Origin of the sequence: Allokutzneria albata, from assembly GCF_900103775.1 — a bacterium.
Lineage (GTDB): Bacteria > Actinomycetota > Actinomycetes > Mycobacteriales > Pseudonocardiaceae > Allokutzneria > Allokutzneria albata.
The window spans coordinates 7,515,932-7,537,300 of sequence record NZ_LT629701.1 but is presented as its reverse complement, the minus strand read 5'-3'; the positions used below and the strand labels follow the sequence as shown (position 1 = coordinate 7,537,300).

Here is a 21,369-nt window from a genome sequence, read left to right as displayed (position 1 = left end):
GGACAGGGCCCTCACCTGTCCAGCGGCTTGATCCCAGTCCGCGTCAACCGCCACAACCGGGGGCTCTTCGTCACCGTGAGCACGCAGATGTCGGCCAGGTTGATCTCGACGAGTTCGCACAACTCGTCCCGCCGGGCTTCCCCCGGGAGGTAGAACATGTGCACTTTCGCCCGTCGGTAAGCGGCGAACTCGCTGGGTCTGCGGGTGATGGCGACATCCCTGTTGAGCACCGCCCACCCGCTTCCCGCGAGCCTGGCCGGCCAAACTTCGTCCGGCGCCCCGCAGGCATTTTTCCTGGCGCCGAACAGCTCGGCCGGCGTGTGTACGACATAGCCCAGATCGAGAAGCAGTTTCCGAACGCTGCGAATGCCCGCGTTCTCGTCGAGATAAAACTCAGGCGGCGCGGCCCAGGAGGACGCGTGCGGCGGCTCGGACATCTTCGATGCTTATTCCATGCTCTTCGGCGACGATGTCGGGTTCTTCGCCCGCCTTCAGCATCGCGGCGACATTGGCGACGTGCACGCCGTTGCCCGCGAACATTGGCTGACCGAACCCGCGATACGGGTCGACAGTGACCTTGGACGGCTGGTACGTCCTCAGTTCCAGCTTGCTCGGATGCCCGTCATCGGCCCAACCGACGTAGTGCATGTAGTCGGCCACGATCTCGCGAATGATGAGCTGATCGGTTCTGCCCTCGATCAGGCCCTCGCCCTCGTTGGTCCGGGAGAAGTCCCAGAGGACGGCGATGCCGTCGGTGGCGAGTTCCCGTGACGTCAGCACGTATTCGCGGCCGAATTCCTGTTGCAGCCGTTGGAGCGCGGGACGAATCCGCTGGGGAACCACCCCCGCTTTGCGCAGTCCCGCCAGCACCCATGCCTCGACCAGCGAGATGAACGTGACGCTGGCGTCGTACTTGCGTTCCGTGGGCACGAGGTGCAGCAGTGGACCGCCCCGCTCATAACCGCGGGCCCAGCGCTGGAAGGTCCTTCGCGGGATACCCAGGTGGCGGGCCGCATCGCTCATGCCCATCAGCCCAGCCGAGAACCGGATGTCGGTCACCACGCACCTCCCTCGCTGTCGACCTCGTGCACGTTAGGCGCCGAGATCGGCTTGACACTAGCGAAACTCGTCACTGGACCGGGTGTGGCCGCCGTCCTTGATCACCACAGGAACTCAACGGCAGGTTTCCGGCTCACCGGGTCAGAAGACGATGCCGGTGAGCATCCACGTGGTGCCCAGGCCGAGCGAGCCGAGGGTGACGACGAAGAAGACCAGCACCCAGGTGATCGCGGGCGTGCTGGTGAGCCGGGCGAGCTGGTCGGCGTCGGAGTCGCGCGCCCGGCCCCTGCTGCGCTTGCGCTGCAGCTCGCTCACCGGACGCACACCGCCGACCAGCAGGAACCAGGTGATCAGGTAGGCGAAGGCGGCCTGGACCCCGCTGGTGGTCAGCAGCGACACCGACACCAGCACAGCACCGGTGACCAGCAGCAACAGCGCGCCGTAGACGTTGCGCACCATGATCAGCATGGCCAGCAGCACCGCGGTGCACACCCACAGCAGCAGGGTGATCCGGTCGGTGCCGAGCAGGGCCGCGAACCCCAGCCCGACCAGCGACGGGGCGATGTAGCCGGCCAGCGAGGTGAACACCATGCCGGGGCCGGTCGGCCTGCCGCGGGAGACGGTCACCCCCGAGGTGTCCGAGTGCAACCGGATCCCGCTCAGCCGACGGCCGGCCAGAAGCGCGACCAGCGCGTGCCCGGCCTCGTGCACGATGGTGATGATGTTGCGGGCCACCCGCCACGGCGTGTGCGAGAGCACAACGACCAGGGCGAGCACACCCGTCACCAGGACGACCGGCGGCGGCGGCGCGGTCTGGGTCCCGATGAGTTCCGACCAGAAGTCCACCCCACACTGTTAGCAGAAGCGCGGGTGGCGAGCGTCAGGAGGCCGCGGCCTGCGCGGCCTCTCGACGTCGAAGATCCTTGCGCAGCCACAGCAGCGCGCCCCAGACCAGGGCGAACACCACTCCGACCGCGCCAAGGGCGAAAACGATGAATCCGGCGGCGATCATCAGGACCTGCAGGGCGACCGCGAGGCCGACGCCCCACGGCTTGCCCTGAACCCCGCTGGCCACGACCATCGCCACCGCGAGCGCGCCGACCAGAATGCCGCCCAGGCTGGTGATGCCGTCGAACTTGGCGATGACCAGCAGCGACAGCGCCACCACGATCGCCTCCATCACCAGCGTTCCCGCCTGGATGCCGCGGAGCCCCTTCCAGGGGTCCTTCCGCCGCACCTGGGGGCCGGACGTCGTCGGCGCCTCGGTCATCGCGAGCGCCGCCGGTTGGCGGGACCACCCGCGACGAGGGAACGCATACCCCGCTCCTGGGCGACCTTGACCACGGAGAACCCGCGGACGACGCGCCAGGGACGATCATCGAACTCGGCGTCCCGGTTGGCCGTGTTTGCCGGCGACTTGGGACGGGAACAGGACTTCATGACGGCTCCTTGCCAAAAAGTGCGCGGGTATCCCCAGCTGTGATCACGGAACCGGTGATCAGCACACCGCCGCCGGACACGACTTCGTCCGGGGAGTCGGTCTCCTCGGCCAGCTGCACGCCGACCTCGATCGCGTCCTCGAGCCTGGGCTCGACGACGATGCGGTCCTCGCCAAACACCGAGCGGGCGATGCCGGCGAGTTCGTCGGCGTCCATCGCGCGCGGGGACGAGTTCTGGGTGAGCACCACTTCGGAGACCACCGGTTCCAGCTCTGACAGGATGCCGTAAGCATCCTTGTCGCGCATCACCCCGACTACAGCGATCAGTCGACGGAACGCGAACTCACTAGAGATGGTGGCCGCGAGGGCGCGGGCACCATGTGGATTGTGCGCCGCGTCGACCAGAACCGCAGGTGCAGCCCTCATCCGCTCCAGCCGCCCAGGCGTGGCGACCCCTCCGAAAGCCACCCGAATGGCTTCCACGTCCAGCTGCCGGTCCGGCCCTGCGCCGAAGAACGCCTCCGCGGCGGCCAGCGCGAGCGAGGCGTTCTTCGCCTGATGTTCACCGTGCAGCGGCAGGAAGATCTCGTCGTAGACACCGCTGAGACCTTGCAGTTTGAGCAGCTGGCCGCCCACGGCGACCTCGCGCTCCAGCACGCCGAACTCCATGCCCTGCCTAGCCACCGTGGCGTCCACCTCGACGCAGCGCTTCAGCAGGACCGCGGCCACCTCGGCGGCCTGTTCGGCGAGCACCGCGACCGAGCCCGGCTTGATGATCCCGGCCTTCTCCTCGGCGATCTTGAGCACGTCGTCGCCCAGGAAGTCGACGTGGTCGATGCCGATCGGTGTGATGAGAGACACCTGCCCGTCGGCCACGTTCGTCGCGTCCCACGAGCCGCCGAGGCCCACCTCGACCACGGCCGCGTCGACCGGGGCGTCGGCGAAGGCGGCGAAGGCCATCGCGGTCAGCACCTCGAACTTGCTCAGCGGCGGCTGCCCGGCGTCCTGGGAGGCCTTGTCGACCATCCCGAGGTACGGCTCGATGTCCCGGTAGACCTCGACGTAGCGCTCGACGGTGATCGGCGCTCCGTCCACGCTGATCCGCTCGGTGGCCAGCTGCAGGTGCGGGCTGGTGTAGCGGCCCGTGCGCAGCCCGAGGCCGGTGAGCAGCGCGTCGAGCATCCGCGAGGTCGATGTCTTGCCGTTGGTGCCGGTGAGGTGCAGCACCGGGTAGGAGCGCTGCGGCTCACCGAGCAGATCCACCAGCGCTCGGATGCGGTCCAGGGACGGTTCGAGCTTCGTCTCCGGCCAGCGCTGGTTCAGCTCGGCCTCGACCGCGGCGAAGGCGGCCAGGGCGGCGGGATCGGTTCGAGGCACTTCGTCACTCCCCCGACGGGGTTCGGTGCACGGGGGTCCGGTTCACGTCCGCCAAGTCTACGACCGGCGCTTTTGCCCCTCACCCCCGGGCACCACCCACCGCCCGCGAGCGGCTACGCCTCGGGGAGGCCGGCCAGGCGGGCGGTGATGCGGTCGATGTCGGCCTGGGCCGCCTCGCGGCGGGCGCGGATCTTCTCGACCACCTCGGCCGGGGCCTTGTCGGTGAACTTGGGGTTGTTGAGCTTGGCGTCGGTGCCCGCGTACTCCTTCTCGGCCACGGCGAGGTCCTTGGCGAGGCGCTTGCGCTCGGCCGCGACGTCGATCGCGCCGGAGAGGTCCAGCTCGACGGTGACCGTGCCCGAGGGCAGGCCCAGCTCGAAGGAGGCGGAGGCGGTGAAGGACTCCGCGGGCTCGGTCAGCCGGACCAGCGAGCGCAGCGCCTTCTCCAGGCCGCTCAGCCCGGCCGCCTCGATGCCCGTCAGGCGGGCCGCCACCTTCTGCCCGGGCTTGAGGCCCTGGTCGGAGCGGAACCGGCGGATCTCGGTGACCAGCTTCTGCACCGAGGCCACCCGTTCGGCGGACCCGGCGTCGGCCTGCTTGCCCGTCGCCTTGGGCCAGGGCGCGATCACCAGCGACTCGTTGCCGGTGAGCGTGGTCCACAGCTGCTCGGAGATGAACGGCGCGACCGGGTGCAGCAGCCGCAGCACGGTGTCGAGCACGTGGCCGAGCACCGCGCGGGTCTGCTCCACCTGGTCCGGGTCGGCCAGCTGGACCTTGGCCAGCTCCACGTACCAGTCGCAGAACTCGTCCCAGACGAAGTGGTAGAGCGCCTCGGTGGACTTGGCGAACTGGAAGTCCTCCATGAAGGCGTTCATCTCGGCGGTGAGCTCGTCGAGGCGGCCCAGGATCCACCGGTCGGCGTCGGTCAGCTCGGCCACCGTCGGCGGGTCGGTGACGACCTTGGCGCCGTTGATCAACGCGAACCGGGTGGCGTTCCACAGCTTCGTGCAGAAGTTGCGCGAGCCCGCGACCCATTCCTCGCTGATCGGGATGTCGGTGCCCGGGTTGGCGCCGCGGAGCAGGGTGAAGCGCACCGCGTCCGTGCCGTAGCGGTCCATCCACTCGATCGGGTCGACGCCGTTGCCGAGGGACTTGGACATCTTGCGCCCGAGCGCGTCACGGACGATGCCGTGCAGGGCGACGGTGCGGAACGGCGGGACGCCGTCCATCGCGTACAGGCCGAACATCATCATCCGGACGACCCAGAAGAAGATGATGTCGTAGCCGGTGACCAGGACGCTGGTCGGGTAGTACTTCGCCAGGTCCTCGGTCTTGTCCGGCCAGCCCAGGGTGGAGAACGGCCAGAGCCCGGAGGAGAACCAGGTGTCGAGGACGTCCTCGTCCTGGCGCCAGCCCTCGCCGGTCGGGGGCTGCTCATCGGGGCCGACGCAGACCATCTCGCCGTTGGGCCCGTGCCACACCGGGATGCGGTGGCCCCACCACAGCTGCCGCGAGATGCACCAGTCGTGCAAGTTGTCGGTCCAGCCGAGGTAGCGCTTGGTCATCTCCGGCGGGTGGATGGTGACCTTGCCGTCGCGCACGGCGTCCCCGGCGGCCTTGGCCAACGGGCCGACGTTGACGAACCACTGCATGGACAGGCGCGGCTCGATCGGCTCCTTGCCGCGCTCGCTGTGCCCGACGCTGTGCAGGTACGGCCGCTTCTCCGCAACGATGCGGCCCTCTTCGCGCAGCGCCTCGCGGATGGCCACCCGCGCCTCGAACCGGTCCATGCCGTCGAAGCGGGTGCCGGAGTCGGCGATCCGGCCCTGCTCGTCCATGATCGTCGGCATCGGCAGGTTGTGCCGCTTGCCCAGCTCGAAGTCGTTCGGGTCGTGCGCCGGGGTGATCTTCACGGCGCCGGAGCCGAACTCGGGGTCCACGTAGTCGTCGGCGACGACCGGGATCTTCCTGCCGGTGATCGGGTGGTCGATCAGGGTGCCGACGAGGTGCTTGTAGCGCTCGTCGTCCGGGTGCACCGCGACGGCGGTGTCCCCGAGCATGGTCTCCACCCGCGTGGTGGCCACGACGATCGAGGCGTCCCCGTCGCCGTAGCGCATGGAGACCAGCTCGCCCTCGACCTCGATGTGGTCGACCTCGGCGTCGGAGAGCACCGAGCGCGCCTCCGGCGACCAGTTCACCAGCCGCTCGGCGCGGTAGATCAGGCCGTCGTCGTAGAGCCGCTTGAAGATCGTCTGCACGGCCCGGGAGCGGGCCTCGTCCATGGTGAACGCCTCGCGCGACCAGTCCACGCTCTCGCCGAGGCGGCGCATCTGGTTCAGGATCTGACCGCCGTACTCGGCCTTCCACTGCCAGGTGCGCTCGATGAAGGCCTCGCGGCCCAGCTCCCGCCGCGAGGTGCCCTCGGCCAGCAGCTGCTTCTCCACCTTCGCGTGCACCGCGATGCTCGCGTGGTCCATGCCCGGCAGGTACAGCGCGTCGTAGCCCTGCATCCGGCGCCAGCGGGTCAGCGCGTCGATCAGCGAGTGGTCCAGCGCGTGCCCGATGTGCAGGTTGCCGGTGACGTTGGGCGGCGGGATGACGATGGAGAACGGCGGCCGGTCGCTGTCCGGCCGCGCCGTGAAGTAGTCCCGGTCCACCCACCGCTGGTACAGCTCGCCCTCTACCCGCGCGTGGTCCCACTGCGCGGGAAGTTCGGTGCTGGCCTGGGGCGGAAGGGTCTCGGTCACACCTGCAGAGTTTACGGAGCGCCGAGAAGCGGTTTCATCCGACATCTCCCGCGTCGGCCGGGCGCGCTGCTAGCGTTCCGCCGCTACTCACTCGGCAGGGGGACCGACATGAGAGACCGCAGGCGCGCCAACATGATCGTCTCCGTCCTGGCCGCTGTCGGCATCGTCGCCGTCAGCGCGCTGATGTACCAGGACGGGACCTTCGACCGGCTGTTCGGCAAGGGTGGCACCGCGACCGAGGCGCCCGCCCCGGTGAACGCCTTCCTCGGCACGAAGATGGCGAACTGGCCGGAGGGGGCGGCCGGATTCGTCGCCCCGCCGCCCACGCAGGTCGGCAAGTACAGCCCCGGCGAGGTGGCCGCGTTCACCGAGAAGGTCCGCGCGATGCTCGTCGCGGCCCGGCTCAATCCGGACGTGCTGACCGGGAAGACCATGCAGCCGGTGCTCGACCTCTTCGACCCGGAGTCGCACAAGGACATCAAGGGCACGCCGGAGGAGCTGGGCTGGGCGCGCACGCTGATCTCGCCGAAGGTCCGCCTGGCCGCCGATCCGCCCAGGGTCACCGGCTCGATGACGATCGGGCTCGGCGACCGGGGCGCCCTGCTGGCGAAGACGAACTTCATCGTGGCCTACGCCTTCCACCACGACGACCCGCGGCGGCTGGCCGATCCGACCGACCGCATCGCGACCGAGCGGCGGGAGGTGGAGTACCTGCTCTACGAGGAGTCCGGCGGCAAGCTGTGGCCAGGCGCCGCCAACGGCTTCACGTACATGATGGACTGCGCCGCCGCCAAGGAGGGCCTGCTGGCGCCCACCTTCGGCCGCGGCCGCGTCTCCCCGACGACCGGCCCCGCCGCGAAGCACGACGAGTCCTACTACCTGGATCCCAACAACCCCATCAGTGACGAATCCTGCTCCTAGGAGTTCGCCGCCGCGCGCAGCATGCCGTGGAGCATCGGGCCGCCGTCGGGGACCTGGATGTCGCTGATGACCTTGAAGCCGAAGCGCTCGTAGATCGGCACGTGCGCGTCGATGCACTCGAGGTAGGCGGGCACCTCGCACCCGCTCAGCCGGGAGCGCAGCAGAGCACCGCCGACGCCGGTCCCCTGCGCGCTCGGCTCGGTGCCGAGGACGGACAGGTACCAGTGCGGTTCCCGGGGATGAACGGCCTTGATGACCGATTCGAGCCGCGCACCACGGCGGCTGATCCGGACGAACCGCGCGGGCCCCGCGCGGGTGATCATCGTGGGCGCGGCGAGGAGCTGGCGCCACAGCGGGACCTTCACCCGGCCGGGCGGAACCCAGAGCGCGACACCGAGCACCTCGCCGTCGCGCCCGGCCACCTGGCAGCCACCCTTGTACAGGTAGGTGTGCCTGATCAGCGCGGTCATCATCCGCGGGTAGATCCGCCTGCGCCGCTCGGCGTCGTCGAACATCCAGTTCATCACCGGGTCCGCGTCGAACGCCCTGACCAGGACCCCACCCATCGCCGCGGCATCGGCCCGCACCGCGTCCCGAACCTGCACGTCCCACCTCCGTGTATCTCGTACACAGTTAAGTGTAGGGCATACACAGTTCTACGATGAGCCCCGATGACCGAGTACAGCAGCGGCGACCCGCACCGCACCCTGGAGCTGCTCTGGGGCGACCGGGCGCGGCCGAGCCGAGGTCCCAGACCCGCGCTGACGCTCAACCAGATCGCCCGCGCAGCGATCGAGATCGCCGACGCCGACGGCCTGGCCGCCCTGTCCATGCGCGCGGTCGCCGAACGGCTCGGCTTCACCACGATGTCGATCTACCGCTACGTGCCGGGCAAGGCTGAGCTGCTGGACGTCATGGTGGACACCGTCAACGCCGAGTCGCCGATGCTGGAGCAGGTCGAGGGCGGCTGGCGGGCGAAGATGGAGGTCTGCGCGCGCGAGGAGTGGGAGCTGTTCCACCGCCACCCCTGGGTGCTGCACCTCGCCTGGCACCGCCCGGCCCTCGGCCCCAACGGCACCACCGCCTACGAGTCCGCGCTGACCGCGCTGTCCGGGATCGGCTTGTCGGACAAGGAGATCGTGGCCGTCTTCAACACCCTTTACGGCTATGTGCGCGGAGTCGCGAGGGCGTCGGTGGACGCGAGGCTGGCCGAGCGCCGGACCGGGCAGTCCGAGGACGAGTGGTGGTCCAGTCGCGAACGGTTCTGGCGGGAGCTGGCCGATCCTCAGCGGTTCCCCACGCTGAACCGCATCCGGAACTCGGGTGCGTTCGACGTGGTCGAGATGGACTTCGAGTTCGGCCTGGAGCGCGTTCTCGACGGCCTGGAAGCGCTGGTCGCCGGGCGTTCCCATGGTGGGACGGCGGAGGGCGGCGCAATATGAATGCATGAGCCGCAAGCCCCCGGAGTACGACGTCGACGAGTCCCGGCTGGTCGTCGGCAGGCCCAAGGACTGGGCGGCGGGCATCCCCGGCGTCGCCGTCTCGCTCAAGCGCGGCGTTGAGCAGATGGGCGTCGGGCGCACGGTGCGCTCGCTGAAGGTGCTCAACCAGCACAACGGCGTCGACTGCCCCGGCTGCGCGTGGCCGGAGGCCCAGGGCCACCGCAAGCTCGCGGAGTTCTGCGAGAACGGCGCGAAGGCGATCGCCGAGGAGGCCACGCGGCGCCGGGCGGACCGCGAGTTCTTCGCCGGGCACAGCATCGCCGAGCTGGCCGACCGCACCGACTACTGGCTGGGACAGCAGGGCAGGCTGACCGAGCCGATGGTGCTGCGGCGCGGGGACACCCACTACTCGCCGATCTCCTGGGAGGACGCGTTCTCCCTCATCGCGGACAAGCTCAACGGCCTCGCCAGTCCGGACGAGGCGATCTTCTACACCTCCGGTCGCACCAGCAACGAGGCGGCGTTCCTCTACCAGTTGTTCTGCCGCGGCTACGGCACGAACAACCTGCCCGACTGCTCGAACATGTGCCACGAGTCCTCCGGCGCCGCGCTGAAGGAGACCATCGGCATCGGCAAGGGCTCGGTCTCGCTCGAGGACGTGGAGTCGGCCGACCTGCTCATCGTGGTCGGTCAGAACCCGGGCACCAACCACCCGCGCATGCTCTCCTCGCTGGAGGTCGCGAAGAAGCGCGGTGCGCGGATCGTCGCGGTGAACCCCTTGCCGGAAGCGGGTTTGCTGCGCTTCAAGAACCCGCAGAACGTCAGCGGCCTGATCGGCAGGGGCACTCCGATCTCGGACGAGTTCTGCCAGATCAAGCTCGGCGGTGACCTCGCGTTCTTCCAAGCGCTGGGCCATCTCGTCCTGGCGGCCGAGGAGGCCGCGCCCGGCACGGTGCTGGACCGCGCGTTCATCGACGCGCACACCCACGGCTTCGACGCCTACGCCGAGCAGGTCCGCGATCTCGACTGGGCCGCCGTGGACGCCGCGACCGGCCTGCCGCGCGAGCAGATCGCCGAGGTCTCGCGGATGATGATCGAGTCCAAGCGGACGATCGTCTGCTGGGCCATGGGGCTGACCCAGCACAAGCACTCCGTGCCGACCATCCGCGAGATCGTGAACGTGTTGCTCCTGCGCGGAATGATCGGCAAGCCCGGCGCCGGGGTCTGCCCGGTGCGCGGCCACTCCAACGTGCAGGGCGACCGCACGATGGGCATCTGGGAGAAGATGCCGGAGGAGTTCATGTCAGCGCTGGAGAAGGAGTTCTCCATCTCCGTGCCGCGCAAGCACGGCTACGACACCGTGGACTCGCTGCGCGCGATGCGCGACGGCCGGGCTTCGGTGTTCTTCGCGATGGGCGGCAACTTCGTCTCCGCCACGCCGGACACCAAGCTGACCGAACGGGCACTGTCCTCGTGCGCGTTGACGGTCAACGTCTCCACGAAGCTCAACCGCTCGCACGTCGTGCCCGGCGAGATCTCCCTCATCCTGCCGGCACTCGGGCGCACCGAGCGCGATGTGCAGCAGGGCGGTGAGCAGTTCGTCAGCGTCGAGGACTCGATGTCGGTGGTGCACAGCTCCCGCGGCCGCAACGCCCCGGCGAGCGAGCACCTGCTCTCCGAGGTCGCGATCGTCGCCAGGCTGGCCCGCAAGGTCCTCGGCGCGGAGCACCCGGTCCCGTGGGAGGACTTCGAGGCCGACTACGACCGGATTCGCGACCGCATCGAGCGCGTGGTGCCGGGCTTCGCCAACTACAACGAGCGCGTGCGCGACAAGAACGGCTTCGTGCTGCCGCATCCGCCCCGCGACAGCCGTGAATTCCTCACCGCGACAGGCAAAGCGAACTTCACCGCGAACAGCTTCCAGGCGCCGCGGATCCCGGAAGGCCGCCTGCTGCTGCAAACCCTGCGCAGCCACGACCAGTTCAACACCACGATCTACGGCCTGGACGACCGCTACCGAGGTGTGAAGGACGCTCGGCGCGTGGTGTTCGTCAACCCGGACGACTTGACGCAGCTGGGCATTGCCGACGGAGCGCTGGTCGACCTGGTCAGCGAGTGGGCAGGCGATGAGGACCGCACGGCAGAGCGCTTCCGGGTGGTGGCCTACCCCACGGCGCGGGGCTGCGCGGCGGCCTATTTCCCGGAGGCGAACGCGTTGGTGCCGCTGGACTCCACGGCGGAGATCTCGAACACCCCGACGTCGAAGTCCATCGTGATCCGGCTGGTCAGCCGGTGAACAGCCGGGTGACCTGGGCGATCACCTGGGAGCGGCCGTAGGCGAACGGCACACCAGACCCACGCCAGCACCATCAGCGGGATTCGCCTGTCACGCAGTATGAACACTGCGTCGACGAGGCCGTGCACCCGGAACGTGGTGGCGATGCCCGAGCGCCCTCTCGCGGCGATGCGAACACGCTCCACGCGTACGCCTGGCCGATCGTGAGGTGCACCGACAGCGCGACGGGCGGGACCAACCACCGGCTCCACCCGGCACCTCCGACCTAGCAGTCGAGAACGCAACATAAACTCGCGATTGGTGTCTGTCACCTCCGAGCCTCGGAAGGAGGCGCGCATGGGCAGAGTGACGGTCCGCCGCCAGGTGCTGCGGATCTCCGACGGCCGCGAGATGCGCCGCCAGGACGCGCTCGCCGCGGAGGAACCGTTGGAGCTGCGCGTGAACGGCCGCGCGCTCACAGTCACCATGCGCACGCCCGGCCAGGACGTCGAACTCGCCCACGGCTTCCTGCTCACCGAAGGCGTCATCGCCGGGGTGGAGGACGTGCGGACCGCCCGCTACTGCGACGGCACCGACGAGGACGGCAGGAACACCTACAACGTCCTCGACCTCGCCCTGGCCGACCACGTCCCGCCGGCCCAGGTCGGCGTCGAGCGGAACTTCCACACCACGTCGTCCTGCGGGGTGTGCGGCAAGGCCGCGCTGGAGACGGTTCGCGTGCGCAGCCACCACGACCTCACGAAGGACGACGCGAAGGTCAGCGTCGACACGCTGATCTCCTTGCCCGGCAAGCTCCGCGCGGCTCAGCGCGTCTTCGACAGCACCGGCGGGCTGCACGCGGCCGGGCTGTTCACCTCCGCGGGGGAACTGCTCGTCGCACGGGAGGACGTCGGCAGGCACAACGCGGTGGACAAGGTCATCGGCTGGGCACTGATGTCCCGCCGGGTTCCGCTGAGCGGCTGCGTGCTGATGGTGTCGGGACGCGCCTCGTTCGAACTGGTGCAGAAGGCCACGATGGCCGGGATCCCCGTGCTGGCAGCGGTTTCCGCACCGTCCTCGCTCGCGGCCGACCTCGCGGCGGAGCAGGGCATGACGCTGGTCGGCTTCCTCAGGGACGCGTCGATGAACGTCTACTCCGGACAGTCCAGAGTGGACCGATGAGCGGCCCGCTGAACGGCGTCGTCGTGGTGAGCCTGGAACAGGCCGTCGCCGTGCCCTACGCCTCCCGGCTGCTCGCCGACCTGGGCGCCCGCGTGATCAAGGTGGAGCGCGTCGACGGTGGGGACTTCGCGCGCCACTACGACAGCGCCTGCGGCGAGGTCTCCTCGTACTTCGCCTGGACCAACGCGGGCAAGGAGTCGATCACCATCGACTTCAAGCAGCCCGAGGGGCGCGAGGTCCTGGCCAAGCTCATCGAGCGCGCCGACGTGGTGCTGTGCAACCTCTCCCCCGCCGCGGCCCGTCGCACAGGTGTGGACGCGGAGACGCTGCGCGCTTCCCGCCCGGACCTGATCGTCGGCGAGCTGTCCGGCTACGGCGACGGCGGTCCGTACTCGGAGCGCAAGGCCTATGACGCGCTCGTCCAGTCCGAGGCCGGGCTGATCGAGCTGACCGGTGAGGGCGAGGTGACCGCGCGCACGGGGATCTCCGTCGCCGACATCTCCGGCGGGGTGCACCTGCACGCGGCGGTCCTGGCCGCGCTCTACCACCGCCAACGCACCGGAGAAGGGACGGCGTTGCGCCTGTCGCTGCTGGAGTCGCTGGCGGAGTGGGTGCAGCAGCCGCTGCTCTACGCGACCGGCACCGGCCGCATCCCGCCGCGCTCGGGCGCGCACCACGCGAGCATCGCCCCGTACGGGCCTTTTCGCTGCGGCGACGGCGAAACCGTGCACCTCGCCGTGCAGAACGAGCCACAGTGGACTCGTCTGTGCGGACGCGTGCTGGACCGACCGGACCTGGCGATCGATCCTCGGTTCACCACCGTGGCGTCGCGGGTGGAGCACCGCGACGAGCTGCACGCGGAACTCCACGCGATCTTCGCCGGGATGACGGCGGAGGGCCTGCTGTCCGCGCTCGACGCCGCCGACGTGCCCGCCGCGCGCACCCGGGACGTGCTGGGACTGGCGGCGCACCCGCAGCTCGCGGCACGCGACCGATGGCATGAAGTACCCGCGCCGGGCGGCGCAAGCCCCCGAATGCTGAGACCGCCGGTGGACGCCACGCATTGGAGCTGGTCACCGGGCGCCATCCCCCGGTTGGGGCAAGACACCGACGCGATCTTGAGCTGGCTGGGCTACGACGAAGGGAGTGCCCGTAAACTCCGCGACAAGAGAGCCGTCTGACAACCCTCTTTTGGGTGTGAGGCGGATCACTCAGGATAAATTCCGTGTGATCGGTAACGAGAATGGCCTGAGTTGCGTCAAGTGAGTGCGGGGACGATTCGGTCCCGCACTCGCAGGGGGAGGTTCAGCGTGGCCCAGGGGGGCAACAGTCAGCGCCGCGTCGTCCGACGCACAGTGCTGATGGGCGCGGCCGCGGGGGCGGCCGCCACGGTCACGCTCGGGGTGACCGCGGGCAGCGGGGCGTTGCGCCACACGGAGAAGGGGCTCAAGCCCGTTCCCGCGCCGAGCAGCACACCCGCGCTCGCCTCGGCCCCCTCGCGCGGTGTGATGCGGGTCGAGCGGGTCCGCTCCGCCTACCGCAGGCAGAGCGTGGAGATCGCCACCTTCCTGCCCAGCAACACCAGCCGGGACCTGCCCGTCTGCCTGCTGCTGCACGGTCGCTTCGGCAACGCCCGCTCCGCGCCCGGCGGCGATCTGGCCGGTGCGCTGGCCTCCGCGGTCAACAAGGGCCACGTCCGCCCGTTCGCCTTCGTCGCGGTGGACGGCGGCGCCAACACCTACTGGCACCAGCAGCAGAACGACAACCCGATGGCCATGCTGCTGGAGGAGGTCCCCACCTGGCTGGCCGAGCGCGGTCTCGGCGGCCCGGACGGCAAGCCCTTCGCCGTCTCCGGCATCTCCATGGGCGGCTTCGGCGCGTTCCTGTACGCCCGCCGCAGGCAGGAGCGCCGCGACCCGGTGCGCGCGATCGCCGCGATCTCCCCCGCGCTGATCACCTCGTGGTCGGAGATGAGCAAGCGCAAGGCGTTCCGCGACCAGGCCGAGTGGGCCTCGATGGACCCGCTGCGCAACATCGACAAGCACGGCGTGGCCAAGGTCGGCATGTGGTGCGGCACCGAGGACAGCTTCATCGGCGGTGTCCGCCAGTTCATCCAGCGCGCCAAGCCCGCCGTCGCCGCGACCGGCCCCGGTGGCCACAACCACACCTTCTACAACCGGGTCCTGCCCGACGTGGTCCGCTTCGTCGGCCGCCACCTCCCCTGACCCGCTTCTCCGCCGCGGGGGTTCACCCGGTCAGGTCGTGTGCAGCGGGGCGTGGTCGAGCAGAGTGGGGCGCGTGCCGAGGGCCCATTCCAGGGCGGCGGGCCAGCGGTGGAAGCCCGAGTCGGCGTTGAGGTGCTCGCCGCCGGGGATCACGTCGAGGTCCACGCCCAGTTCGGTGGCCAGGGCGCGCGACTCCGCCTGTGAGCTGTAGGGGTCTCCCTGACCGGCGACCATGCGCGTGATGCTCGCCGCGAGGCGCACACCGCGAGAGTCCCGGGCCACCGAGCGGAAGCCGTTCCAGCCCGGGTGGATCGAGTTCACCGACGGCGGGGCGACCAGGAGGACGCGGTGCGCCCGCCGGGTCCTGCCGCTCAGGTTCGCCGCGTGGTGCAGCCAGAGAACGCCGCCGAGGGAATGCGTGAGGACCACCAGGTCCGCGTCCGACGGGACCGTGCCGAGGCGGTGCCGCAGCACCGGCAGCCAGGCGTCCAGGTCGGGGTGGGCGGGATCGGGGAACCGCGGGTGGTCGACGGTGACGCCGTACCGGGGCAGCTCGGAGGCGAGCCAGCTCTGCCAGTGGTCGGTGCCCGATCCAGTCCAGCCGTGCAGCAAGAGCACATAGCCCCGACGCATGCGTCCGCTCCCTTCCAGAGGTAGTCCAACTACTACCGCCGGAGGGAGCGGGGACGCATCAGGGAAGTGCCTGCCCACCCGGAGCGGGTGGGCAAGATAGCCCGATCAGGCGGACTTCTCGCGGCGCTCGCGGCGCGTGGGCTGGCGGGCGACGATGGTCGGGTTCACGTTCTCCCGGACCGTCTGCTCGGTGATCACGACCTTGGCGACGTCGGTGCGGCTGGGGATGTCGTACATCACCGGCTGCAGCACCTCCTCCATGATCGCGCGCAGGCCGCGGGCACCGGTGCCGCGCAGGATCGCCTGGTCGGCGACGGCCTCCAGGGCCGACTTGGTGAACTCCAGCTCGACGCCGTCCATCTCGAACAACCGCTGGTACTGCTTGGACAGCGCGTTGCGCGGCTCGGTGAGGATCTGCACCAGCGACGGCTTGTCCAGGTTCGCCACGGTGGCCACGATCGGCAGCCGGCCGATGAACTCGGGGATCAGGCCGAACTTGATCAGGTCCTCCGGCATCACGTCGCCGAAGATGTCGCTGGCCTCGACCTCGGCCTTGGACCGGATCTCCGCGCCGAAGCCCAGGCCGCGCTTGCCGACCCGGTCCTGCACGATCCGCTCCAGGCCCGCGAAGGCCCCGGCCACGATGAACAGCACGTTCGTCGTGTCGATCTGGATGAACTCCTGGTGCGGGTGCTTGCGGCCGCCCTGCGGGGGCACGCTCGCGGTGGTGCCCTCCAGGATCTTCAGCAGCGCCTGCTGCACGCCCTCACCGGAGACGTCCCGGGTGATCGAGGGGTTCTCGCTCTTGCGAGCGATCTTGTCGACCTCGTCGATGTAGATGATGCCGGTCTCGGCGCGCTTGACGTCGTAGTCGGCCGCCTGGATCAGCTTGAGCAGGATGTTCTCCACGTCCTCGCCGACGTAGCCGGCCTCGGTCAGCGCCGTGGCGTCGGCGATGGCGAACGGGACGTTGAGCAGCTTCGCCAGGGTCTGGGCGAGGTAGGTCTTGCCGCAGCCGGTCGGGCCGAGCAGCAGGATGTTGGACTTGCCCAGCTCGATGTCGTTCTGGCCGTCCTTGATCCGGTCGCCCGCCTGGATGCGCTTGTAGTGGTTGTAGACCGCCACCGACAGCGTGCGCTTGGCGTCGCCCTGCCCGATCACGTACTGGTCGAGGAAGTCGTGGATCTCCGCGGGCTTCGGCAGCTCGTCGAGCTTGACGTCGCCGGCCTCGGCCAGCTCCTCTTCGATGATCTCGTTGCAGAGGTCGATGCACTCGTCGCAGATGTACACGCCGGGGCCGGCGATGAGCTTCTTCACCTGCTTTTGGCTCTTCCCGCAGAAAGAGCATTTCAGCAGGTCGCCGCCGTCACCGATACGTGCCATGGCCGTTGACCTCTGTCCCCTCCGGCGCACCAGCACGCGCGCCTGGCCGTCATACGTCCTCGACGGTACCCGTCCCACCCGGAAAAGCGAGAGTGGTAGGACACGTCTGCCGAACTGTCGTGCTCCGAACGTGTCCTCGGTAAGTGAGTCACAAGCCTCTCTCGAACACGCCGGGCGTGCAACGGAAACCGCGCCGCCCGGCGTGTCGAGGCAGGACCACTTGTCTACTACACATTAGCCGCGCGTGCGCGTTCCCTAGCTCGCGGAGAGCTTCCGGTACGGCATGACCTCGTCGATGATGCCGTACTCCTTGGCCTCCTCGGCCGTGAGGATCTTGTCACGGTCGATGTCGACGCGGATCTGCTCCGGCGTCTTGTTCGTGTGCCTGGCCAGCGTGGACTCCAGCAGGTGCCGGACCCGCTGGATCTCGTTGGCCTGGATCTCCAGGTCGGAGACCTGCCCGTAGACGCCCTCGGTGGCCGGCTGGTGGATGAGCACCCGGACGTTGGGCAGCGCGGCCCGCTTGCCGGGGGTGCCCGCGGCCAGCAGAACCGCGGCGGCGGAGGCGGCCTGGCCGAGGCAGACCGTGCGGATGTCCGGGCGGACGTACTGCATGGTGTCGTAGACGGCCATCAGCGAGGTGAACGAGCCACCGGGCGAGTTGATGTACATCTCGATGTCGCGGTCCGGGTCGGCGGACTCGAGGTACAGCAGCTGCGCCATGACGTCGTTGGCGGAGACGTCGTCGAGCTGGCTGCCGACGAAGATGATCCGCTCCTCGAACAGCTTGTTGTAGGGGTTGGACTCCTTGACCCCGTAGTTCGTCCGCTCGACGAAGGACGGGAGGATGTACCTGGACTGCGGGGAGCGTGACTCGCTCATCATGTTCCTACTCTCCTATCCGGTGCGGGCGGCTCAGCGGGCCTGGGCGGCGCGGGTGATCACGGAGTCGATGAAGCCGTAGTCCTTGGCTTCCTCGGCGGTGAACCAGCGGTCGCGGTCGGAGTCGGCCACGATCTTCTCCACCGGCTGGCCGGTCTGGGCGGCGATGAGCTCGGCCATCTCCCGCTTGTGCCGGACCAGCATCTGGGCCTGGATCTCGATGTCGGCCGCGGTGCCGCCGACACCGGCGGAGGGCTGGTGCATCATGATCCGCGCGTGCGGGAGGGCGTAGCGCTTGCCCCTGGTGCCCGCGGAGAGCAGGAACTGGCCCATGGAGGCGGCCAGCCCCATGCCGTAGGTGGCCACGTCCGGCTCGATGAACTCCATCGTGTCGTAGATGGCCATGCCGGCGGTGACGGAGCCGCCGGGCGAGTTGATGTAGAGCTTGATGTCCTCGTCCGGGTTCTCGGCGGCCAGCAGCAGCATCTGCGCGCAGATCTGGTTGGCGATGGTGTCGTCGACCTGCGAGCCCAGGACGATGATGCGCTCACGGAGCAGGCGCTCGTACACCGAGTCGTTGAGGTTCAGCCCGCTGCTGTTCGCCCGCATCAGGGGCGTCGGGACGGTCTCGTGCTGCGTCACGTCTGCCTGCCTTTTCCACGATGGTCGGTGGCCTTGGATGATCTCGTGTCGCCACCGGGGCGCCACGGCGGGATCCGCCGGCTGGGAAGATCTTGTTGCAATCGACCCTAACGAAAGCGGGCGGCGCCGTAGTCCCGACACCGCCCGCGTTCGCTCAGAGCGTGCCGCGGGGGTGAGCCCGGACACCCCTGGAGGGTTCGTTCGTCACTCGGCGGCCGCGGCCACGGGCTCTTCGGCGCCGAACAGCTCGTCCATGTCGACCGCGGCACCCGAGGCGTCGGTCACCGTGGCCTTGCGGACGATCCCGGCGAGGGCCTTGCCGCGGCGGACGTCGGCGTAGATCGCGCCGAGCTGGCCGGACTGCTGGGCCCGCTGGACGTACTCGTCCGGGCTGATGCCGAAGCGCTGCGCCTGGTAGACGATGCGCTCGGTGAGCTCGTTGTCGCTGACCTCGACCTGCTCGGCGTCGGCGACGGCGTCCAGCACCAGCTGGGTCTTCACCGTCTGCTCCGCGGCCTCGCGCAGCTCGGCGTCGAACTGCTCGCGGGTCTTGTCCTGACCGGCCAGCCACTGCTCGAGCTTGGCCTCGTCCTGGCCGAAGTTGTAGAGCGCGTCGTACTTGCGGACGTCGACCTCGGCCTCGACCGCGGTCTCCGGCAGCGGCACGTCGACGACGGCCAGCAGCGCCTCCAGGACCTTGTCCCTGGCCTGCATGCCCTGCTGCATGTTCTTGACCCGGCCGAGCCGGGTGCGCAGGTCGGCCTTGAGCTCCTCGAGGGTGTCGAACTCGCTGGCCATCTGGGCGAACTCGTCGTCGGCGTCGGGGAGCTGGCGCTCCTTGATCGCCTGGACGACGGCGGTGACCTCGGCGTCCTTGCCGACGTGCTCGCCGGCCACCAGCTTGGTGGTGAAGGTCCGCGCCTCGCCCTGGGTCGCGCCGACCAGGGCGTCGTCGATGCCCTCGATGAGCTGGCCGGAGCCGATCTCGTAGGACAGGCCGGAGGTCTTGGCGTCCTCGACGTCCTCGCCGTCGACGGTGGCCGAGAGGTCGAGAACGACGAAGTCGCCCTGCTGGGCCGGGCGCTCGACGCCGACCAGGCTGCCGAAGCGGGCGCGCAGCTCGTCGAGCTGGGTGTCGACCTCCTCGTCGGCCAGCTCCACGTCGTCGACGGTGACGGCGAGCTCACCGAAGGCGGGGACGGTGATCTCCGGGCGGACGTCGACCTCGGCGGTGAAGGCGAGCAGGTCGCCGTCCTCCAGCTTGGTCAGCTCGATGTCCGGGCGGCCGAGGGTGCGCACCTCGCCGCTGTTCACCGCCTCCAGGTACTTGGCCGGGATCGCCTCGTTGACCACCTCGTCGAGGACGACGCCCCGACCAAGGCGGTTCTCCAGGACGCGCGCGGGGGCCTTGCCGGGGCGGAAGCCCGGGATGCGGACCTGCTTGGCGAGCTTCCGGTACGCCCGGTCGAAGTTCGCCTTCAGCTCGTCGAACGGCACCTCGACGTTGATCCGGACGCGCGTCGGGCTCAGCTGCTCGACGGTGCTCTTCACGTATTTCTCCTCGTGCGGACAACAAGCGTGCGCAAACCCCGGCAAACCGGATCCGGCCCCGGGTATCACCGGGCGAGTCTAGGCGAGCCCCCACAGGGACCTTTCGGTGGCACCCACGAAGCCCTGCCCGCGAAGGCGACCACACCAACCACCGCCCAACGAAACCCGGCTGGATCTGAACCAAACGCACCGTGGGGGGTCTCGGGGGGGCTCGGCCCCGCGGTGATACGAAGACGACCCGGTCCGCGCATTCCGCGGACACGGGTCGCCCATCGTCGGGGTGACAGGATTTGAACCTGCGACCCCCCGCTCCCAAAGCGGGTGCGCTACCAAACTGCGCCACACCCCGGTACTGCCTCGCACGAGCCTAGCCGGAGCCTGTACGCTTCCCAGCGTCGCCTTGATCCACGGCGTCGTGCGGGTGTAGCTCAATGGTAGAGCCCCAGCCTTCCAAGCTGGCCACGCGGGTTCGATTCCCGTCACCCGCTCACCCAGGAGGCTGGTCGGTTGCCGTGCAACCGACCAGCCTCCTTTGTCATGTCGGGAGGGACCGGGTGGTCGGCCGGAGACCGTCCTTTCCGGACGGTCTTTCGCTTTTCGGCTCGTTTACAGTCGATGGCATGAGCGAGCCGCGCTGGTTGTCCCCGCCGGAGATGCGTGCCTGGCTCGGTTACCTGGAGGCCACGAACCTGCTGGAGCGCCAGCTGGAACGGCAGTTGCAGGACGAGGCCGGGATCTCGCACGCGCAGTACGACATCCTCTCGACGCTGTCCGCCCGCCCGCAGCGGCGGATGCGGATGACGGAGCTGGCCGCCGCGGTGATCGTCTCCAAGAGCGGCCTGACCTACCAGGTCGGCAAGCTGGAGAAGGCGGGGCTCGTGCGCAGGGAGGCGCACCCGCTCGACGAGCGCGGGGTACTGGCCGTGCTCACCGACGAGGGCGTGGAGCTGCTGCGGCGGATCGCGCCGGGGCACGTGCGCACCGTGCGGTCGTACCTGATCGACGCGCTCTCACCGGAGCAGCTCGGCCAGCTCACCGAGATCACGGCGGCGATGCGGGAGCGGCTGCGGTCGGGCTAGTCCTGGCCGAACTGGGTTTCCATGACGGCGATGTGCTGCTCGATGGTGACCGCGTCGGCGGCCAGCGCCCTGGTCCGCTGCGCGGCGAGGGCGAGGCGCCAGCCGTCGTCGACGAGGAGTTCACCCGCCTCGGCGGGGATGTCCCAGTCGCGCACGGCGCGAGCCAGTTCGTCGGCGATCCGATCGGCCCGGTCGGCCAGATCGAGGAGGGACTGCCTGCCCGCTTCGGACATCAACGTTGATGACTCCGGCAGATTCATGCCAGTCAATTTAAGGGGCACCGCGTCGTCGATTGCGCAATGTTGACCACCGTCACACAGGGCGTGATCGCACCAAAGGGCAATAACGGGTGGCCGCGCGGCCGGGCCTGAGTAACACAGTGACCATGACCACAGCGGTACCGCGTGTCCGGGTGCTCAGCGACTCCGGTTTCGAGGTCTTCCAGCACGTCAGGACCTCCGCGTTCCTGCAGACGCTGTCCGAGGAAGCAGCTGCGCCGGAATCGTTTCGAAAAGGATGGCAATGCCGGGGC

Annotated in this window: 21 protein-coding genes and 2 tRNA genes; 8 read left to right on the top strand and 15 right to left on the bottom strand. The window is 69.3% G+C overall.

Annotated elements, in window-relative coordinates:
* Window positions 1-11: 11 nt before the first annotated feature.
* The 7 genes from BLT28_RS41125 to BLT28_RS34395 form a co-directional block, all read right to left on the bottom strand.
* A complete protein-coding gene (locus BLT28_RS41125; protein ID WP_052406699.1) occupies window positions 12-437 on the bottom strand; it encodes a PIN-like domain-containing protein in 426 nt (141 codons plus the stop codon).
* On the bottom strand, window positions 394-1,059 hold the full coding sequence (locus tag BLT28_RS34415; protein WP_231950521.1) for a DUF433 domain-containing protein: 666 nt from the start codon (window positions 1,057-1,059) through the stop codon (window positions 394-396). The genes BLT28_RS41125 and BLT28_RS34415 overlap by 44 nt, the downstream gene beginning before the upstream one ends.
* Before the next feature lie 141 nt (window positions 1,060-1,200).
* On the bottom strand, window positions 1,201-1,905 hold the full coding sequence (locus BLT28_RS34410) for a M50 family metallopeptidase (protein WP_030426481.1): 705 nt from the start codon (window positions 1,903-1,905) through the stop codon (window positions 1,201-1,203).
* 34 nt (window positions 1,906-1,939) lie between these two features.
* On the bottom strand, window positions 1,940-2,329 hold the full coding sequence (locus BLT28_RS34405) for a DUF4233 domain-containing protein (RefSeq protein WP_030426482.1): 390 nt from the start codon (window positions 2,327-2,329) through the stop codon (window positions 1,940-1,942).
* Window positions 2,326-2,499: a hypothetical protein gene (locus BLT28_RS40630; RefSeq protein WP_156050360.1), complete on the bottom strand. Its 174-nt coding sequence runs from the start codon at window positions 2,497-2,499 to the stop codon at window positions 2,326-2,328. The genes BLT28_RS34405 and BLT28_RS40630 overlap by 4 nt, the downstream gene beginning before the upstream one ends.
* Window positions 2,496-3,875 carry a bifunctional tetrahydrofolate synthase/dihydrofolate synthase gene (gene folC / locus BLT28_RS34400; RefSeq protein WP_030426483.1) on the bottom strand — a complete coding sequence of 460 codons (1,380 nt, stop codon included), beginning with the start codon at window positions 3,873-3,875 and terminating at the stop codon, window positions 2,496-2,498. The genes BLT28_RS40630 and folC overlap by 4 nt, the downstream gene beginning before the upstream one ends.
* A 113-nt stretch (window positions 3,876-3,988) precedes the next feature.
* Window positions 3,989-6,622, bottom strand: a complete 2,634-nt coding sequence (locus BLT28_RS34395; RefSeq protein ID WP_030426484.1) for a valine--tRNA ligase — start codon at window positions 6,620-6,622, stop codon at window positions 3,989-3,991.
* A 108-nt stretch (window positions 6,623-6,730) separates the two neighbouring features.
* Here BLT28_RS34395 and BLT28_RS34390 point away from each other — a divergent pair, with 108 nt between their 5' ends.
* Complete coding sequence (locus tag BLT28_RS34390; protein WP_156050364.1) at window positions 6,731-7,543, top strand: hypothetical protein; 813 nt, start codon at window positions 6,731-6,733, stop codon at window positions 7,541-7,543.
* Here BLT28_RS34390 and BLT28_RS34385 read toward each other — a convergent pair.
* A complete protein-coding gene (locus BLT28_RS34385; RefSeq protein ID WP_030426486.1) occupies window positions 7,540-8,148 on the bottom strand; it encodes a GNAT family N-acetyltransferase in 609 nt (202 codons plus the stop codon). The two genes, BLT28_RS34390 and BLT28_RS34385, sit on opposite strands and share 4 nt — an antisense overlap.
* Before the next feature lie 66 nt (window positions 8,149-8,214).
* Between BLT28_RS34385 and BLT28_RS34380 the strand changes: the two genes are divergently transcribed.
* The 5 genes from BLT28_RS34380 (at window position 8,215) to BLT28_RS34360 (ending at window position 14,667) form a co-directional block, all read left to right on the top strand.
* Window positions 8,215-8,985 carry a TetR/AcrR family transcriptional regulator gene (locus tag BLT28_RS34380; protein WP_043810052.1) on the top strand — a complete coding sequence of 257 codons (771 nt, stop codon included), beginning with the start codon at window positions 8,215-8,217 and terminating at the stop codon, window positions 8,983-8,985.
* 4 nt (window positions 8,986-8,989) lie between these two features.
* Window positions 8,990-11,281, top strand: a complete 2,292-nt coding sequence (locus BLT28_RS34375) for an FdhF/YdeP family oxidoreductase (RefSeq protein WP_030426488.1) — start codon at window positions 8,990-8,992, stop codon at window positions 11,279-11,281.
* Window positions 11,282-11,617: 336 nt separating this feature from the next.
* Window positions 11,618-12,442, top strand: a complete 825-nt coding sequence (gene fdhD, locus BLT28_RS34370; protein WP_030426489.1) for a formate dehydrogenase accessory sulfurtransferase FdhD — start codon at window positions 11,618-11,620, stop codon at window positions 12,440-12,442.
* Window positions 12,439-13,623 carry a CaiB/BaiF CoA transferase family protein gene (locus BLT28_RS34365; RefSeq protein ID WP_030426490.1) on the top strand — a complete coding sequence of 395 codons (1,185 nt, stop codon included), beginning with the start codon at window positions 12,439-12,441 and terminating at the stop codon, window positions 13,621-13,623. The genes fdhD and BLT28_RS34365 overlap by 4 nt, the downstream gene beginning before the upstream one ends.
* A gap of 129 nt (window positions 13,624-13,752) precedes the next feature.
* Complete coding sequence (locus BLT28_RS34360; protein ID WP_030426491.1) at window positions 13,753-14,667, top strand: alpha/beta hydrolase; 915 nt, start codon at window positions 13,753-13,755, stop codon at window positions 14,665-14,667.
* 30 nt (window positions 14,668-14,697) lie between these two features.
* Here the strand turns inward: BLT28_RS34360 and BLT28_RS34355 are convergent, their stop codons facing one another.
* From BLT28_RS34355 to BLT28_RS34330, 6 genes are all read right to left on the bottom strand, one after another.
* Entirely contained in the window at window positions 14,698-15,300 is a 603-nt protein-coding gene (locus tag BLT28_RS34355) for an RBBP9/YdeN family alpha/beta hydrolase (protein WP_052406700.1), read from the bottom strand.
* 105 nt (window positions 15,301-15,405) lie between these two features.
* The gene (gene clpX, locus BLT28_RS34350) at window positions 15,406-16,683 is read right to left on the bottom strand and encodes an ATP-dependent Clp protease ATP-binding subunit ClpX (protein ID WP_030426493.1); all 1,278 of its coding nucleotides are present in this window, start codon (window positions 16,681-16,683) and stop codon (window positions 15,406-15,408) included.
* A 255-nt stretch (window positions 16,684-16,938) separates the two neighbouring features.
* On the bottom strand, window positions 16,939-17,565 hold the full coding sequence (locus tag BLT28_RS34345; protein WP_030426494.1) for an ATP-dependent Clp protease proteolytic subunit: 627 nt from the start codon (window positions 17,563-17,565) through the stop codon (window positions 16,939-16,941).
* Between the two features lie 33 nt (window positions 17,566-17,598).
* On the bottom strand, window positions 17,599-18,174 hold the full coding sequence (locus tag BLT28_RS34340) for an ATP-dependent Clp protease proteolytic subunit (RefSeq protein ID WP_030426495.1): 576 nt from the start codon (window positions 18,172-18,174) through the stop codon (window positions 17,599-17,601).
* Between the two features lie 237 nt (window positions 18,175-18,411).
* Window positions 18,412-19,758: a trigger factor gene (gene tig / locus BLT28_RS34335; RefSeq protein ID WP_030426496.1), complete on the bottom strand. Its 1,347-nt coding sequence runs from the start codon at window positions 19,756-19,758 to the stop codon at window positions 18,412-18,414.
* 275 nt (window positions 19,759-20,033) lie between these two features.
* A tRNA-Pro gene (locus tag BLT28_RS34330) sits at window positions 20,034-20,107 on the bottom strand.
* 68 nt (window positions 20,108-20,175) lie between these two features.
* Between BLT28_RS34330 and BLT28_RS34325 the strand changes: the two genes are divergently transcribed.
* A tRNA-Gly gene (locus tag BLT28_RS34325) sits at window positions 20,176-20,246 on the top strand.
* Between the two features lie 132 nt (window positions 20,247-20,378).
* Window positions 20,379-20,837 carry a MarR family winged helix-turn-helix transcriptional regulator gene (locus BLT28_RS34320; RefSeq protein WP_030426497.1) on the top strand — a complete coding sequence of 153 codons (459 nt, stop codon included), beginning with the start codon at window positions 20,379-20,381 and terminating at the stop codon, window positions 20,835-20,837.
* Here BLT28_RS34320 and BLT28_RS40620 read toward each other — a convergent pair.
* On the bottom strand, window positions 20,834-21,097 hold the full coding sequence (locus tag BLT28_RS40620) for a hypothetical protein (protein WP_156050368.1): 264 nt from the start codon (window positions 21,095-21,097) through the stop codon (window positions 20,834-20,836). The two genes, BLT28_RS34320 and BLT28_RS40620, sit on opposite strands and share 4 nt — an antisense overlap.
* Window positions 21,098-21,369: the final 272 nt, after the last annotated feature.